The sequence below is a fragment of the Pseudomonas svalbardensis genome, assembly GCF_030053115.1.
GTDB classification, from domain to species: Bacteria; Pseudomonadota; Gammaproteobacteria; order Pseudomonadales; family Pseudomonadaceae; genus Aquipseudomonas; species Aquipseudomonas svalbardensis.
Map to the genome: position 1 here is coordinate 204,153 of NZ_CP125619.1, position 15,049 is coordinate 219,201.

Sequence of the window (15,049 nt, forward strand, 5' to 3'; positions counted from 1 at the left end):
TCTTTAAACTATAATTCCATCCTTTTTGAAGGGACATGGACAGCCGAATGTCTGCTACCTATCGCGATGCTTTGCGCGCAGCACTGCTTTACCTTCTGGTTTCCGTAGCTTGGCTGCAGTTCAGTGGCCATTTATTGAACAGTTTCTTCGATAGTTCTGCAGCGCTAATGCGCTGGCAACTGATCAACGGTTATGCCTGGGTTGTGTTCAGCACCGGGTTGATTTTCCTAGCTCGGGCGCGATTGTTCCGTTGCCTGGGGATCGGCGCAAAATTGCGTGAGCGCAATGAAGACCACGAGCGTTTGCGTCAGGCGGCCGCGGTGTTCGATTGCACGCGTGAAGGGGTGCTGGTCACCGACAACAAAGGGTTGATCGTCCATGTAAACCGGGCCTTCATGGCAATCACCGGCTATCAGAGCGAGGAGGTGCTCGGCCAGCGCCCCAGCCTGTTCAAGTCTGGTCATCATCCGCCGGCTTTCTACCAGGCGATGTTCGCGACACTCAACAGCATGGGCGAGTGGAGTGGGGAAATCTGGAACCGCCGCAAAAGCGGCGAGATCTACCCGCAGTGGCAGACCATCCGCGTCATTGACGACGAGAGGGGGCGGCGCAGCCATTACGTGGCAGTGTTTTCCGACATTAGCGCAATCAAGAACTCCGAACATGAACTGACGCATCTGGCTCACTACGATCCGCTGACCGACCTCCCCAACCGCTTGCTGTTCACCGACCGCACCGAGCAGGCCCTGGCTGCAGCGCAGATTCACAAGCGCGGCTGCGCGTTACTGATGATCGATCTTGATCACTTCAAGATGATCAACGACAGCCTAGGGCATAGCGTGGGGGACCAGTTGCTCAAGGGCGTTGCCGAGCGTTTGAATGCGATGGTCGGTCCGGGAATCACGCTGGCGCGCCTTGGCGGTGACGAGTTCGCCGTGCTGGCTGAAAGCTGTCCGCAAATGGTGTACGCGGCGGCGCTGGCTCAGCAGATCATCGATGGCCTTAAAGAGCCGTTCCAGATCGACGGGCATCAGTTGTTCGTCAATATCAGCGTCGGCATCAGCCTATTCCCCGACGACGCCTTGAGCTCCGAGCAGCTGTTGCGCAATTCCGACTCGGCGCTGTTCAAGGCCAAGAGTGCTGGCCGTAACGGCTACGCCCTCTATACCGAAGAATTGACCGTCCATGCCCAGCAACGGGTCGAGACGGCATTCGAATTGCGCCGTGCGCTGGAGCAGCAGGAGTTGCGGGTTTATTACCAGCCGGTTCACGACCTCAAGACCAGCCGCCTGATCGGCGTCGAGGCATTGGTGCGCTGGGAGCATCCACGGCGAGGGTTGGTGTCGCCGGCAGAATTCATTCCCATTGCCGAGCGCACCGGTCTGATCGCCGAAATTGATGCCTGGGTTATGCGCCAGGCGTGTGAGCAGATGTGCCAGTGGCAGCAGGCCGGGGTGGTGTTGTCGTTTGTCGCGGTGAATGTTTCTTCTCGATTGTTTGCCCGCCGTGAGCTGTTTGGGCAGGTGGCGAAGGTGCTGAACGAAACCGGGCTGGATCCTGCCTGTCTGGAGCTGGAAGTCACCGAGAGTGCTGTGATGGATGACCCGGAAGTCGGGCTGGAGCAGATGCACAGGTTGCGTGAATTAGGAGTTCGGCTGGCCATCGATGACTTCGGTACAGGCCATTCGTCGTTGCTGCGCCTAAAACGGATGCCGGTACAGAAACTCAAGATCGATCAGGGCTTCGTTGCCGGGTTGCCGTGGGATGAAGATGACGCGGCGATTGTGCGGGTGATCATTGCGCTGGCCCAGAGCATGGAGATGCAGGTTCATGCCGAGGGGATCGAGCAGGTCGAGCAGGCGGGTTTCCTGCTCGAACACGGCTGCGATCTGGGGCAGGGCTACTGGTTTGGGCGGCCGGTGCCGGCCGGGCAGTTGGAGTGGGATCGTGTTCCACAGATTCTCCAGCACTGATCGTTCCCACGCAGAGCGTGGAAATGCTCAGCATTCTGGTTATATAAACATTCTTAAATAGTCTTTTTAAGAATATCCGCACGTCACTACTATTGCTCTCACGCCGCAAGCAGTCTCGCCACTGCCAGGCAACCTCTAGTTGAAGGAGCAGCACCATGAGCGCATCCCTGCGTAGCGTTGACGGCCAGGACGAAGCAACCATTTTGCGTGAGATCCAGAGCGCCCTGCGCGATCTGCGTTTTGGCGCAGTGGAAATCACCGTGCACAACGCCCAGGTGGTCCAGATCGAACGCAAAGAGAAATTCCGGTTGCAGAATCCAAGCAACAAACCGAGTTAGAAAACCGGCAACCCGATTCCAGCACACCATAAGAAAAAGCCAACACAATCAGAATTCCAGGAGCTTTCACCATGTCGTCGATTCGTCATTTCGCTTTGGCCGCCCTGGCCAGTGCCCTTTTTGCGGGTTCCGCGGTTGCCAAGGATTACGAACTGCTCAACGTGTCGTACGACCCGACTCGCGAGCTGTATCAGGACTACAACGCCGAATTCGTCAAGTTCTGGCAGAAAGACCACGCCGGCGACAGCGTGAAAATCCAGCAGTCCCACGGTGGATCAGGCAAGCAGGGCCGGGCAGTGATCGACGGTCTGCGTGCCGACGTGGTGACCCTGGCCTTGGCCGGTGACATCGACGAAATCGCCAAACTCGGCAAGACCCTGCCGGCGGATTGGCAGAAGCGTCTGCCGGAAGCGAGCACGCCTTACACCTCGACCATCGTGTTCCTGGTGCGCAAGGGCAACCCTAAAGGCATCAAGGACTGGGGCGACCTGACCAAAAACGGCGTGGAAGTCATCACCCCGAACCCGAAAACCTCCGGCGGCGCACGCTGGAACTTCCTCGCGGCGTGGGCCTATGGCCTGAAAGCCAATGGCGGTGACGAAGCGAAAGCCAAGGAATACGTGCAAACCCTGTTCAAACACGTTCCTGTGTTGGACACCGGTGCTCGCGGTTCGACAATCACCTTCGTCAACAACGGTCAGGGCGACGTGTTGCTGGCCTGGGAAAACGAAGCCTTCCTGGCCCTGAAAGAAGACGGTGGCGCTGACAAGTTCGACATTGTCGTGCCTTCGCTGTCGATCCTCGCCGAACCTCCGGTAGCCGTGGTCGACAAGAACGCCGAGAAAAAGGGCAACACCGAGATCGCCGAAGCGTACCTCAAGCACCTGTACAGCCCGGCCGGCCAGGAAATCGCGGCAAAAAACTTCTATCGTCCACGTGACAAGGATATTGCCGCCAAGTACGCCAAACAGTTCCCGACACTGGACCTGGTGACCATCGACAAGGACTTCGGCGGCTGGAAAACCGCTCAACCGAAATTCTTCAACGACGGTGGCGTGTTCGACCAGATTTATCAGGCGCAATAACCTGAAATAAGCCATAAACGAGCCTCGAATTCCGATTCGAGGCTTTGCGCGTTCTCAACCAAGGACTTTTATGTCGCGTCGTATCTCCCCCGTCATACCCGGCTTCGGGCTGACGCTGGGCTACACCTTGGTGTACCTCAGCCTGATTGTGCTCATTCCACTGGCGGCGATGTTCGTGCATGCCGCCCAACTCACCTGGGATCAGTTCTGGGCGATCATCTCGGCACCACGGGTGCTGGCGGCGTTGAAGCTCAGCTTCGGCACCGCGTTCTATGCCGCGATCATCAACGGCATCATCGGCACGCTGCTGGCTTGGGTGCTGGTGCGCTACACGTTCCCGGGTCGCAAGATCATCGATGCGATGATCGACCTGCCGTTCGCGCTGCCCACTGCCGTGGCCGGTATCGCACTCACCGCGCTGTACGCTCCTAACGGTTTGGTCGGTCAATTCGCGGCGGACCTGGGTTTCAAGATCGCGTATACCCCCCTCGGCATCACGCTCGCACTGACGTTCGTTACACTTCCATTCGTGGTACGTACAGTACAGCCAGTACTGGCCGATATCCCACGTGAAGTTGAAGAAGCAGCCGCGTGCCTTGGTGCGAAACCCTTGCAGGTTTTCCGCCATATTCTGGTGCCCGCGCTGCTGCCAGCCTGGCTGACCGGTTTCGCGTTGGCCTTTGCCCGCGGAGTCGGCGAGTACGGTTCGGTGATTTTCATTGCCGGCAACATGCCGATGAAAACCGAGATCCTGCCGCTGCTGATCATGGTCAAACTCGACCAGTACGATTACACCGGCGCCACGTCCATTGGTGTGTTGATGCTGGTGGTTTCTTTCGTCCTGTTGCTGCTGATCAACTTGCTGCAGCGGCGCATCGAAACCCCATAAGGAGGCGCGAAAATGTCCCAATCGTCTATTAGCGCCGCTTCCTCGGCCAACGCTGCCCGCCGTGGCAGTGCCACTTCTCGGCGAATCCTGATCAGCCTTGGCTGGCTGATTTTTGCGTTGTTTCTGTTTTTACCGCTGTTCATCGTGGTGTCCCAAGGCCTGAAAAATGGCCTCGGTGCGTTCTTCACCGCGATCTTTGAGCCCGACGCTTTGTCGGCTCTGAAACTCACGGTGATTGCCGTGCTGATTTCAGTGCCGCTGAACCTGGTGTTCGGTGTCAGCGCTGCATGGTGCGTGAGCAAGTACTCGTTCCGTGGCAAAAGTATGCTGGTCACTCTGATCGACTTGCCGTTTTCGGTGTCGCCGGTAATCGCTGGTCTGGTCTACGTGCTGATGTTCGGTGCTCAGGGCCTGTTTGGTCCGTGGTTGCAGGACCATGACATCCAGATCGTCTTCGCGTTGCCGGGCATCGTGCTGGCGACGATCTTCGTCACCGTGCCGTTCGTGGCGCGCGAGCTGATCCCGCTGATGCAGGAACAAGGCACGCAGGAAGAAGAGGCCGCGCGCTTGCTCGGGGCCAATGGCTGGCAGATGTTCTGGCACGTCACCGTTCCCAACATCAAATGGGGTCTGATCTACGGCGTGGTGCTGTGTACGGCGCGGGCCATGGGTGAGTTCGGTGCGGTGTCGGTGGTTTCCGGGCACATTCGCGGGGTGACCAACACCCTGCCGCTGCACGTCGAGATCCTCTACAACGAATACAACCACGTGGCCGCGTTCGCCGTGGCGAGCCTGTTGCTGATCCTGGCGCTCTTCATCCTGCTGCTAAAGCAGTGGAGCGAAAACCGTATTAACCGCCTGCGCGCCAGCGCCGCGGAGGAATAAGTCATGTCGATCGAAGTGCGTAACGTCAGCAAGAATTTTCACGCGTTCAAGGCGCTGGACAACATCAGCCTGGACATTCAAAGCGGCGAACTCGTGGCGCTGCTTGGCCCGTCTGGCTGCGGCAAGACCACCCTGCTGCGGATCATCGCCGGTCTGGAAACCCCGGATAAGGGAAACATCGTGTTCCACGGTGAAGACGTCTCCGGCCATGATGTGCGTGATCGCAACGTCGGTTTCGTGTTCCAGCACTACGCGCTGTTCCGCCACATGACCGTGTTCGACAACGTCGCGTTCGGTCTGCGCATGAAGCCGAAAAACCAGCGCCCGAGCGAAAGCCAGATCGCGGTGAAAGTCCACGAGCTACTGAACATGGTGCAACTGGATTGGCTGTCGGATCGCTACCCGGAACAACTCTCTGGCGGTCAGCGTCAACGTATTGCCTTGGCTCGTGCCTTGGCGGTTGAACCGAAAGTCCTGCTGCTCGACGAACCCTTCGGCGCCCTCGACGCCAAGGTCCGTAAAGAACTGCGTCGCTGGTTGGCGCGGCTGCACGAAGACATCAACCTGACCTCGGTGTTCGTGACTCACGACCAGGAAGAAGCGATGGAAGTCGCCGACCGCATCGTGGTGATGAACAAGGGCGTGATCGAGCAGATCGGCTCACCGGGCGACGTCTACGAAAACCCGGCCAGCGATTTCGTTTATCACTTCCTGGGTGACTCGAACCGGTTGCATCTGGGTGAAGACAACCATGTGCTGTTCCGTCCGCACGAAGTGTCGCTGTCGCGTCATGAGCTGGAAGATCACCACGCGGCCGAGGTGCGGGATATTCGTCCGTTGGGCGCGACGACACGGGTGACGTTGAAGGTCGAAGGCCAGAGCGAATTGATCGAAGCTGAAGTGGTGAAAGATCACGACAGCCTGATCGGGTTGGCGAAGGGTGAAACCTTGTTCTTCAAACCCAAGGTCTGGCAGAAGCTCGCCAACATCTAAAGCAAAAGCATCGTCGGAACGCCGCCCGGAGCCGGCTCGCTCCCACAGGGGTTCTATGCACACCATAGATCCAATGTGGGAGCGAGCCTGCTCGCGATGACGTCTTACGCCGCAGCGTTTTTCTGACGAAGACGCACCACCCCCACCCGCGCCTCGATCTGCTCTTTCAGGTCATGCCGCAACCCCAGCAAAAACGCCAGCTCAACCACCACAAACAACGGCCCGACAATCAACCCCGTCACATCATCGACAAACGCCGGTTTGCGTCCTTCGTAGTGATGACCGACAAACTGAATCGCCCAACCCACCACAAACATCCCGATGCCGCTCGCCAGCCAGACCAGCGTGCTTTGCTGCGCGAGCACATGACCCAGCCAAACACAAAGACCCAGCAACACGGTCATCAGCACGCCCAGCCGAAACTCCAGTCGCAGATAAAACCACGCCGAAGCCAGCGCCAAAAGCACTGCCGGTGACACCCAAACCCCGGCCAGCGGCCACTCGGGCCGTGACAGCAGCACCGCAACGGCGACAACGATCAGCGGAATACCGATAAAGTGGCTGGCAATATTGCGCGGGTCACGGTGGTAGGCAGCGTATTGACTGAGATGGTCGACGAGGCTTTTCATTGTTATTCCTCCTGTTGGGTGATGGATCATGCCCCGGGTCCACATTTCGCTCTGTCAGGCAGGCGACAATCTCTAGGAGTTTTCATGGATATGCAGGTCTGGCGTCCACGCCTGATGAGCGGCCAGTGGTTCAGCCATTTACCTGTTTCCTTACAGGATAGTCTGCTGTCTGCCGCCCGCGTGCGGCGGTTGTCGCCGGGCCAGCGGCTGTTCAAGCGCGGCGATCCACCGTGCGGGCTGTACGCGGTGCTCGAAGGTTCGGTGCGGATCGGCGCAGTGAGCGAGCAGGGCAAGGAGGCGCTGTTGAGCCTGGTGGAGTCGCCCCACTGGTTCGGCGAAATCTGTCTGTTTGATGGTCAGCCGCGCACCCACGATGCGTACGGTGCCGATCAATGCGTCCTGCTGCACATCCCGCAAACGGTGTTGTTAAAGCTGCTTGACGATCAACCGCTGCATTGGCGGCAACTGGCGCTGCTGATGAGCCACAAACTGCGCCTGACCTTCATCAACCTTGAACAGCTGAGCCTGATGCCAGCCCCGGCGCGCCTGGCCCATCGCCTGCTGATGATTGCCGAGGGCTATGGCGAAATCGATCCACCGCGCCGGGTCCTGCAACTGCCCCAGAAGCAACTGGCGTCGATGCTGTCGCTGTCGCGCCAGACCACCAACCAGATTCTCAAGGACTTGCAGGGGCGGGGGATTGTGAATCTCAAGTACGGCGAGATCGAGATTCTGGATGCGCAACGATTGCGGATGTTGGCGATTATCTAAAACCCGGTGTTAGTGGTGGGCTTTGGACGCGAAGGCGCCTAGCCTGTGATGACGACAATCGAGGTGTGCCATGCGTGTGCTGTTAGTGGAAGACGAACCTGAGACCGCCAAAGTCCTGGCCAAGGGCCTGAGCGAGGCAAGTTATTCGGTGGATGTGGCGGTCAACGGAATGGACGGCCGGCGCTTTATCGAGTCCGGCAAATACGAGCTGATCATCCTCGACGTGATGCTGCCCGGGCTCAATGGATGGCAGTTGCTGCAGCAGATCCGCAAACTCGGCGAGACGCCGGTGCTGTTCCTGACCACCAAGGACGGCATCGAGGATCGCCTGCGCGATCTCGAGTTGCATGAGGATGATTACCTGCTCAAGCCGTTTGCCGTGAGTGAACTGGTGAAGCGAGTGCGCAAGTTGTTGCGGCGGGATCAGGGGCGCTGAGACCGGGTCCGATCAATCTATGAGCTAGACTTCGACTTAGTTATGCATTAAATACAATGCAAATAGGTTATTTCAGTAAATATGCACTGTATATGATGCAGGTGGGTGGGATGGAATACCTCGGCGAATTGATCAGGTTGCTGCGCAAAGAGCGAAAGATGTCTCAACAAGACCTGGCAAAGCAGTACGGCATGAGCCGTTCCACGATTTCGGGTATCGAGAACAACACCATTTCCGAAATTGGCCTGCGCAAGGTTGAAGCGATCCTCAATGGCTTCGGGTACGAACTGACGGCCGTGCCGCGGCGGTCGACGCGTCCTACACTGGAGACCCTCAAAAAGGTCAACTTCCATGGGTGAGCAGCAGGAAAAGGACAGGCTGCACATCAGTGTTTCCGGCACAACGGTCGGAACCCTCGGCCGTGGTCAGTCGCGCATTGATTCAGTGTTTGCCTACGCCGAAGGCGCGCTAGAAGAAAATGCCGTCTCATTGACCATGCCCGCTCGCCTCGAGAGCTACACGTGGGAGCGAGGTGTCCCGCCGGTTTTTGAAATGAATCTACCGGAAGGTTCTCTGCGCGATGAGTTGACTCGTCGCTTCAGCAAAGCGATTCGAGGGTTTGACGACTTCGCGATGCTGGCGATCGTCGGCCCGCACCAGCTTGGGCGAGTGGGGATTGCAAACGCGCAAGAGGTGAGTGACCGGCTTCCAGAAACCAGCCTTGCAGATCTGCTGGTTTATGACGGTGCGCAAGGTTTGTTCGAAGATCTGCTGCACACCTATGGCCAATATTCGGGCGTTTCCGGTGTGCAGCCGAAGGTGCTTATCCGTGACAGTGCGACAACTGTCGACCGATTGACCCATCGAGGGGCAACGCATCTGGTCAAATCGTTTCGGCCTGAGGAATACCCTGAACTCGCTGCCAACGAATACTTCTGCATGAGGGCTGCGCTGCATTCGGGTCTTGAAGTGCCGGTTTTCGAACTGAGCGATCACGGTAAATTTCTGGTCGTCGAACGTTTCGATCTGAATGAAAGAGGTTATCTGGGCTTTGAGGATTTCTGCGTGCTCAATGCCTGGCCTTCGAAGGCCAAGTACGATGGTTCGTACGAAGGCGCCGTGAGGCAGATCAAGGAGTTTGTCTCCCCGCCGTTGCTCAACGACGCCCTTGAGTCTTTTTTCACAATAGTGGCGTTGTCATCCGCTCTGAAGAATGGCGATGCTCACCTCAAGAACTTCGGTGTGCTGTACGAACATTGCGGGGCTGATGCGCAAATCAGACTGGCTCCGGCCTATGACATCGTCACGACTTCGGTCTACATCAAGGCAGACAGTATGGCGTTGCTGTTAGGCGGATCAAAGGCGTGGCCCAAATACAAAATGCTGATGCGTTTTGGTCGGTCGGCTTGCAACCTGACCGAGGGACGGTGCAATGAACTGCTGCAGCAAGTCGCTCATGGAATGGAGGTCGCGAAGGCGGAAATGGTTGATTACATCAGGGAAAATGGCGCCTTTGCCATGGTTGGCGAAGCGATGATCGAGCAGTGGAAATCAGGTGTAGTACGCAGCTTGGTCAAAAGCTGATCACCGCAACCCATCCCGAAATTGCCCCGGTGTCATCCCGGTCCAGCGCTTGAAGGCGCGGCTGAAGCTGCTCGTGTCCGCAAATCCCAGCAGATAGCTGATCTCGCTCAATGAGCATTGCGGATCGCGCAGATGCAGCAGCGCCAGGTTCTCGCGACTCTCGTTGAGCAGCGTATCGAACCGGTAACCCTCGTCCGCCAGATGCCGTTGCAGGCTGCGCAAACTCAGGTGCAAGGCCTGGGCGATGTGTTCGGCGCTGGGCTCACCTTCCGGCAATTGCTCCTCAATGGCGTCGCGAACCTTGCGTTCCCAGGTCAGGGGTTTGAGTTGGGCGAGGGTGCGTTTGAGCACGGCTTCGTTGTGCTCGGCCAGTTCCGGGTTGGCGTCGTCCAGGTGGCTGTCGAAGTCCACGACGGCGAATTCCAGTCGGTCTTCATCGGCGGCGAAATACACCGGTGAGCGGAAGACTTTGTGCCATTGATGCGGGTCCGCCGGCTCCGGGCGGCGCAGGTACACCGCCAGCGGGGCGTAATCGCGGCCCAGGCGATTGCGGCAGGTGCGTACGTAAATCGCCGTGAAGGCGTCGATGGCTTCGAAGGCCGGGGCCGGATTGCCTGGCGGGATCTTCAGGCGGAAGCGGTAGCGGTCCTCGGCGCGAGTCAGTTCCAGATCCAGGGCATCGCTGACCACCTGGTGATAACGCACGATGCGCTCGAACACTTCTCGCAGACTACCACTGGCCACCAGCGCATAACCGAGCGCGTGAAACGTGGTGGGGCTGACGAAGCGCGATACCCGCAAACCAATCGCCGGATCACCGCTGACCTGTACCGCGATTTCCCACAGGCGCGTGGTGCCGGACAACGGGTAACGGGCGTTCGGGTCGTCCATCAGTTGCGGGTCGAGCCCCGCCTGTTGGCACAGGGCGGTGCTGTCGAGGCCCAGCGCATCGAGTTGCTTGCGCAGGGCGCGGGTCCAGCTGGCGAGGGAGGTCGGTTCAGTCATGCTGATTGGCGCTTCCGGTCAACAGGTTGGCGTTCACGGCTACCGCTTTGCGAGGGTTCACAAGGCAGGATGCGAACATCAATAACCAGAGGATGGAAGCATGCACGGTACTTCTGCAAGTCCCCAGCGACTGAATGCAGCTCAGCGATCAGCGCATATTCGCCAAGTGGTGCTGGCCAAGGGGGTCGAACTGCGTCAGCGCTACCCGATTCTCAACCATCAGGACGCCCTGGGCGCGGGCATTCTGGCCTTCGCGCTGGTCGGCATGATTGGCTCGGCAACGCTCTACATGACCGGGCACATAGCGTGGTGGGCATGCCTGTTGCTCAACGCATTTTTTGCCTCGCTGACTCACGAGCTGGAACACGACCTGATTCATAGCATGTACTTCCGCAAACAGCTCGTACCGCACAACCTGATGATGGTACTGGTGTGGCTGGCGCGGCCGAGCACGATCAATCCGTGGATTCGCCGGCATCTGCACCTCAATCACCACAAAGTCTCCGGCACGCAAGCCGACCTGGAAGAGCGCGCCATCACCAACGGCGAACCCTGGGGTTTCGCGCGGCTGTTGATGGTCGGCGACAACGTGATGTCAGCGTTCATCCGTATGCTGCGGGCCAAGACCTGGGCTCACAAGATCAGCATCATCAAGCGCACCCTGAGGGTCTACGCACCACTCGCGCTGGTGCATTGGGGGGCTTGGTACATGTTTCTCGGCTTTCACGCGGCGAACGGCATCGCTCATCTGCTGGGTACGCCTATCGAATGGTCGGCAACTACTTTGTCGGTGATGCAGGTCATCGATATCGCTGCCGTGGTGATCATCGGCCCGAACGTGTTGCGTACCTTTTGCCTGCATTTCGTCAGCTCGAACATGCACTACTACGGTGACGTGGAGCCGGGCAATGTAATCCAGCAGACCCAGGTGCTGAACCCGTGGTGGATGTGGCCGTTGCAAGCGTTCTGCTTCAACTTCGGCAGCACTCACGGGATTCATCATTTTGTAGTGAAGGAACCGTTTTACATCCGTCAGATGACCGTGCCGGTGGCGCATAAAGTGATGCGCGAGATGGGCGTGCGGTTCAATGATTTCGGGACGTTTGGGCGGGCGAATCGATTTGTGCGCAAGGAAACAACAGAGGCGCAGGAGGTTCGTGCCGCTCAGGCTTGATCGATGTTCTCGGAAACTCAAAACGGCAAAGGCGCCCGTCATCAATCTGACCCAAAAGGGCGATAGGTTATGACGCAAGCAGGGTTGCTTGGTGGTTACTGTATCGCTGATTGATATATGCGTTTTGGATCTAATAAAGTAATTAAATATTCCTTTATTAGATAACCGTTTCGGCCAATCATCGCATCCAGTGATGTTGATTAGCGCTAGCAGATTTTGAGTTTCCGGGGCCGTCTCCTTGGCAGGGTGCGGTCCCTTTTTTTGTCTATTCAAAACTGCTTCATATTCTATGTAGGTCTTAATAAATAGCTTCTTATTCCTTAACGAATATAACTCTCCTCCCTATACTTGCTCAGGAACAGACACGCAGCAGGAGAGTTCCCCCATGCGCAACGAATCAATTCGCTACCTGATTGTGCCGGGCTGGCAAGGATCGCCAGAAGATCATTGGCAAAGCCATTGGCAGAACAGCCTGCCGAACAGCGCGCGGGTGGAGCAGGCCGACTGGCTGACGCCGCGTCGTGAAGACTGGGTCGCGGCACTGGCTGAGGCGATTGCCGCCGACAGCACGCCGGTGATCCTGATCGCCCATAGCCTGGGTTGCATCACTGTCGCGCATTGGGCGGCCACCGCGCCCGTGCAGTTTTTGCGTCAGGTTCGCGGCGCCTTGCTGGTCGCCCCGGCGGACGTCGAGCGTGCGGCCTGCGCACCGGCCCTGCGCAATTTCGCACCGATTCCGACCCACCTGCTGCCGTTCCCGAGTCAGGTTGTCAGCTCCGACAACGACAGCGCCGTGAGCACTTCGCGTGCATTGGAACTGGCACGTCACTGGGGCGCCGAGGCGGGGATATTGTCGGGTGCCGGACACATCAACGTGAAGTCTGGTCACCAACGCTGGGAGCAGGGTTTTGCTTATCTCTATCGCCTGCAAAACCGAATGGAACACCACGCCCTGCGCCGCGCTTGAACCTTTTCTTTTTTGCTTTTGTTTTTTAAAACAACGCCCCCCGTCTCCCGGCGGTTTAGGGCGGGAGTCTGCCATGAGTTTTGAAGCCTTCGGTCAGCCGCTGCTGACCTTCCCCGACGCAGAAAAAAGTCCCCTGAGCATTCGCGCCAAGGCGCTGGTGTTTGTCGATCCGCGTTCCCGTCAGCTTCGCCAGGAGCTGGAGCTATTGGCACCGCGCTCGATCTCGGTGTTGATCCGTGGCGAAACCGGCACCGGCAAGGAGTTGCTCGCGCGGCACATCCATCGCGCGAGTGATCGCGGCGGGTTGTTCGTGTCGGTCAATTGTGGCGCGATCAGTCCGACTTACGCCGATGCGGAATTGTTCGGTTATGCCGCTGGCAGTTACAGCGGATCGGCCAGCAGTCGCGCTGGCTGGTTCGGTTCTGCCAACGGCGGGACGCTTTATCTGGATGAAATCGGCGACCTGCCGCTGCCGATCCAGATCAAATTGCTCGCGGCGCTGGAAAACCACGAAGTCACGCGTGTCGGCGCTCACTAACCAAGCCCGGTGGACGTGCGTCTGGTCGCCGCTACCAGCATCGACCTGGCCCAAGCGGTGGCCGCCGGAAAATTCCATGAGCGGCTCTACCACTACCTCAGCGAAGGCCAGCTCGAACTGCCGGCCTTGCGTGAACGGGTGGGCGATATTCTGTCGCTGTCTGAGTATTTCCTCGGCATCTATAGCCAGCGTCTGGACCTGCCGGTGCCGCTGATCAGCGAAGCCGCGCAGCATTTGTTAGAGCAACACAGTTGGCCGGGCAACACTCGGGAGCTGGAGAACGTCATTCACTTTGCATTGTTGGTCAGCACCGGCGATGAGATTTTGCCGGAGCATTTGAATCTGCCCGAGGCGCCCACCTCACTGTTACAGATCGAGCGGCAACTGAAGCAAATTCTCGGCAGCGGTTCCACCGCAGAGAAAGAAGCTTTGAAACAACTCCTCAAAAACACCGCGCTTCTGTAGGAGCGAAGCTTGCTCGCGAAGCAGGCAATGCGGTGTGTCAGGAAGGACGTTTTCGCGGGCAAGCCTCGCTCCTACAGGTAACCCGCGAACTAGAGCTGTATGAACAAAATGGAATATGAAAGTGAATAAAAGATATTGTTCGGGAATAAAAAATCCCGGTATTGTCCGCGTCACGCCAGCGATAGCACTTCACTGGCACTCGTACTAAACAAGCCGTCGTCGATCACGACCGCGATTTTCGATAAGGACACTGCATGAAAAAGGTTCTGTTGTTCACCGCATTGGCGGCTGCCCTGACCGCGGGCCTGGCCCAGGCTGGCGAGAAACTGGTGGTTGCGGCGACCCCGGTTCCACACGCCGAGATTCTGGAACTGATCAAACCCACCCTCGCCAAAGAAGGCGTGGACCTGGAAATCAAAGTCTTCACCGACTACGTTCAGCCGAACGTACAGGTCGATCAGAAGCGTCTGGATGCCAACTACTTCCAGACCCTGCCGTACCTGAAAAGCTTCAACGAAGGCAAAGGCACCAACCTGGTGACCGTGATCGGCGTACACGTCGAACCGTTCGGCGGCTACTCGAAGAAAGTCAAAACCCTGGCTGAGCTGAAAGACGGCGCAACCATCGCTATCCCCAACGAAGGCAGCAACAGCGGCCGCGCCCTGATCCTGCTGCAGAAGGCTGGCCTGATCGAGTTGAAAGACCCGAAAAACGCCTTGGCCACCCCGAAAGACATCGCCAAGAACCCGCACAACTTCAAGTTCAAGGAACTGGAATCGGCCATGCTGCCGCGTGTTCTGGACCAGGTCGACCTGGACATGATCAACACCAACTACGCACTGGAAGCAGGTCTGAACCCGGCTAAAGACGCGCTGGTGATCGAAGGTGCAGATTCGCCTTACGTGAACTTCCTGGTGGCTCGTCCGGACAACAAGGACAGCGTTGCCATCCAGAAACTGGCCAAGGCCTTGACCAGTCCTGAAGTGAAAGCATTCATCGCCAAGAAGTACAGCGGCGCGGTATTGCCGGCGTTCTGATTCGCGAGGTAAACCCCTTCAAGGTTTCAAACGCCGACGGCTGATAGAGCGTCGGCGTTTTTTTATTGCGCCAGGATCTTTTGCTTTAAGGTTCAGGCCACCCTGGCCTTCAACGCCCTGCGCAACGCCATCAACAACTTCACGATGTCCTGCGGATCCAGCCGCTGTGGCACTTTTACGTCAGCCATTTTCTCTTCCTTGTGATGGTTCGGCCGGGGAGTCTGGCCAAAAGTTGTGCGTCCTTGGAGGGGTATTCTGAAAAAAAGATCCTTCCTACAAC

Annotated in this window: 15 protein-coding genes and 1 pseudogene; 14 read left to right on the forward strand and 2 right to left on the reverse strand. The window is 57.9% G+C overall.

Annotated features, from left to right (window positions below):
- Positions 1-47: 47 nt before the first annotated feature.
- The 6 genes from dibA (at position 48) to QFX16_RS00935 (ending at position 6,163) form a co-directional block, all read left to right on the forward strand.
- On the forward strand, positions 48-1,973 hold the full coding sequence (gene dibA / locus QFX16_RS00910; RefSeq protein ID WP_283182466.1) for a phosphodiesterase DibA: 1,926 nt from the start codon (positions 48-50) through the stop codon (positions 1,971-1,973).
- 155 nt (positions 1,974-2,128) lie between these two features.
- Complete coding sequence (gene oscA, locus QFX16_RS00915; protein WP_007945260.1) at positions 2,129-2,311, forward strand: sulfur starvation response protein OscA; 183 nt, start codon at positions 2,129-2,131, stop codon at positions 2,309-2,311.
- 71 nt (positions 2,312-2,382) lie between these two features.
- Positions 2,383-3,396: a sulfate ABC transporter substrate-binding protein gene (locus QFX16_RS00920; protein ID WP_283182467.1), complete on the forward strand. Its 1,014-nt coding sequence runs from the start codon at positions 2,383-2,385 to the stop codon at positions 3,394-3,396.
- A gap of 70 nt (positions 3,397-3,466) precedes the next feature.
- Positions 3,467-4,285 carry a sulfate ABC transporter permease subunit CysT gene (gene cysT, locus QFX16_RS00925; RefSeq protein WP_283182468.1) on the forward strand — a complete coding sequence of 273 codons (819 nt, stop codon included), beginning with the start codon at positions 3,467-3,469 and terminating at the stop codon, positions 4,283-4,285.
- 12 nt (positions 4,286-4,297) lie between these two features.
- Positions 4,298-5,170: a sulfate ABC transporter permease subunit CysW gene (gene cysW / locus QFX16_RS00930; RefSeq protein WP_129439493.1), complete on the forward strand. Its 873-nt coding sequence runs from the start codon at positions 4,298-4,300 to the stop codon at positions 5,168-5,170.
- A gap of 3 nt (positions 5,171-5,173) precedes the next feature.
- Positions 5,174-6,163 (forward strand): sulfate/molybdate ABC transporter ATP-binding protein, encoded by a 990-nt coding sequence (locus QFX16_RS00935; protein WP_046047288.1) that lies wholly within the window; start codon positions 5,174-5,176, stop codon positions 6,161-6,163.
- Between the two features lie 104 nt (positions 6,164-6,267).
- Here the strand turns inward: QFX16_RS00935 and QFX16_RS00940 are convergent, their stop codons facing one another.
- Positions 6,268-6,792 (reverse strand): Mpo1 family 2-hydroxy fatty acid dioxygenase, encoded by a 525-nt coding sequence (locus QFX16_RS00940; RefSeq protein ID WP_283182469.1) that lies wholly within the window; start codon positions 6,790-6,792, stop codon positions 6,268-6,270.
- An 84-nt stretch (positions 6,793-6,876) separates the two neighbouring features.
- Between QFX16_RS00940 and QFX16_RS00945 the strand changes: the two genes are divergently transcribed.
- The 4 genes from QFX16_RS00945 to QFX16_RS00960 all read left to right on the forward strand — a co-directional run bounded on the left by QFX16_RS00945 (position 6,877) and on the right by QFX16_RS00960 (position 9,583).
- Entirely contained in the window at positions 6,877-7,563 is a 687-nt protein-coding gene (locus tag QFX16_RS00945; protein WP_283182470.1) for a Crp/Fnr family transcriptional regulator, read from the forward strand.
- Positions 7,564-7,633: 70 nt separating this feature from the next.
- On the forward strand, positions 7,634-7,999 hold the full coding sequence (locus QFX16_RS00950; protein ID WP_283182471.1) for a response regulator: 366 nt from the start codon (positions 7,634-7,636) through the stop codon (positions 7,997-7,999).
- A gap of 110 nt (positions 8,000-8,109) precedes the next feature.
- Positions 8,110-8,358, forward strand: a complete 249-nt coding sequence (locus QFX16_RS00955) for a helix-turn-helix domain-containing protein (RefSeq protein ID WP_283182472.1) — start codon at positions 8,110-8,112, stop codon at positions 8,356-8,358.
- Positions 8,351-9,583, forward strand: a complete 1,233-nt coding sequence (locus QFX16_RS00960) for a type II toxin-antitoxin system HipA family toxin (RefSeq protein ID WP_283182473.1) — start codon at positions 8,351-8,353, stop codon at positions 9,581-9,583. The genes QFX16_RS00955 and QFX16_RS00960 overlap by 8 nt, the downstream gene beginning before the upstream one ends.
- Here the strand turns inward: QFX16_RS00960 and QFX16_RS00965 are convergent, their stop codons facing one another.
- Positions 9,584-10,588 carry an AraC family transcriptional regulator gene (locus tag QFX16_RS00965; protein WP_283182474.1) on the reverse strand — a complete coding sequence of 335 codons (1,005 nt, stop codon included), beginning with the start codon at positions 10,586-10,588 and terminating at the stop codon, positions 9,584-9,586. It abuts the gene before it with no gap.
- Between the two features lie 100 nt (positions 10,589-10,688).
- Here QFX16_RS00965 and QFX16_RS00970 point away from each other — a divergent pair, with 100 nt between their 5' ends.
- From QFX16_RS00970 to QFX16_RS00985, 4 genes and pseudogenes are all read left to right on the forward strand, one after another.
- Positions 10,689-11,762 (forward strand): fatty acid desaturase, encoded by a 1,074-nt coding sequence (locus tag QFX16_RS00970; RefSeq protein WP_283182475.1) that lies wholly within the window; start codon positions 10,689-10,691, stop codon positions 11,760-11,762.
- 385 nt (positions 11,763-12,147) lie between these two features.
- Positions 12,148-12,729: an alpha/beta hydrolase gene (locus QFX16_RS00975; RefSeq protein WP_283182476.1), complete on the forward strand. Its 582-nt coding sequence runs from the start codon at positions 12,148-12,150 to the stop codon at positions 12,727-12,729.
- Between the two features lie 73 nt (positions 12,730-12,802).
- Positions 12,803-13,732, forward strand: a pseudogene (locus tag QFX16_RS00980) (sigma 54-interacting transcriptional regulator).
- Between the two features lie 254 nt (positions 13,733-13,986).
- Positions 13,987-14,769 carry a MetQ/NlpA family ABC transporter substrate-binding protein gene (locus QFX16_RS00985; RefSeq protein WP_046052269.1) on the forward strand — a complete coding sequence of 261 codons (783 nt, stop codon included), beginning with the start codon at positions 13,987-13,989 and terminating at the stop codon, positions 14,767-14,769.
- The last annotated feature ends 280 nt before the right edge of the window (positions 14,770-15,049 follow it).

Excerpts from the sequence above, each read along its gene's own strand:
- QFX16_RS00975 (WP_283182476.1), top strand. The coding sequence starts at position 12,148 with ATGCGCAACGAATCAATTCGCTACCTGATTGTGCCGGGCTGGCAAGGA.
- QFX16_RS00965 (WP_283182474.1), bottom strand. The coding sequence starts at position 10,588 with ATGACTGAACCGACCTCCCTCGCCAGCTGGACCCGCGCCCTGCGCAAG.
- QFX16_RS00970 (WP_283182475.1), top strand. The coding sequence starts at position 10,689 with ATGCACGGTACTTCTGCAAGTCCCCAGCGACTGAATGCAGCTCAGCGA.
- oscA (WP_007945260.1), top strand. The coding sequence starts at position 2,129 with ATGAGCGCATCCCTGCGTAGCGTTGACGGCCAGGACGAAGCAACCATT.
- QFX16_RS00950 (WP_283182471.1), top strand. The coding sequence starts at position 7,634 with ATGCGTGTGCTGTTAGTGGAAGACGAACCTGAGACCGCCAAAGTCCTG.
- QFX16_RS00985 (WP_046052269.1), top strand. The coding sequence starts at position 13,987 with ATGAAAAAGGTTCTGTTGTTCACCGCATTGGCGGCTGCCCTGACCGCG.
- QFX16_RS00945 (WP_283182470.1), top strand. The coding sequence starts at position 6,877 with ATGGATATGCAGGTCTGGCGTCCACGCCTGATGAGCGGCCAGTGGTTC.
- QFX16_RS00960 (WP_283182473.1), top strand. The coding sequence starts at position 8,351 with ATGGGTGAGCAGCAGGAAAAGGACAGGCTGCACATCAGTGTTTCCGGC.
- dibA (WP_283182466.1), top strand. The coding sequence starts at position 48 with ATGTCTGCTACCTATCGCGATGCTTTGCGCGCAGCACTGCTTTACCTT.
- QFX16_RS00935 (WP_046047288.1), top strand. The coding sequence starts at position 5,174 with ATGTCGATCGAAGTGCGTAACGTCAGCAAGAATTTTCACGCGTTCAAG.
- QFX16_RS00920 (WP_283182467.1), top strand. The coding sequence starts at position 2,383 with ATGTCGTCGATTCGTCATTTCGCTTTGGCCGCCCTGGCCAGTGCCCTT.
- QFX16_RS00940 (WP_283182469.1), bottom strand. The coding sequence starts at position 6,792 with ATGAAAAGCCTCGTCGACCATCTCAGTCAATACGCTGCCTACCACCGT.
- QFX16_RS00955 (WP_283182472.1), top strand. The coding sequence starts at position 8,110 with ATGGAATACCTCGGCGAATTGATCAGGTTGCTGCGCAAAGAGCGAAAG.
- cysT (WP_283182468.1), top strand. The coding sequence starts at position 3,467 with ATGTCGCGTCGTATCTCCCCCGTCATACCCGGCTTCGGGCTGACGCTG.
- cysW (WP_129439493.1), top strand. The coding sequence starts at position 4,298 with ATGTCCCAATCGTCTATTAGCGCCGCTTCCTCGGCCAACGCTGCCCGC.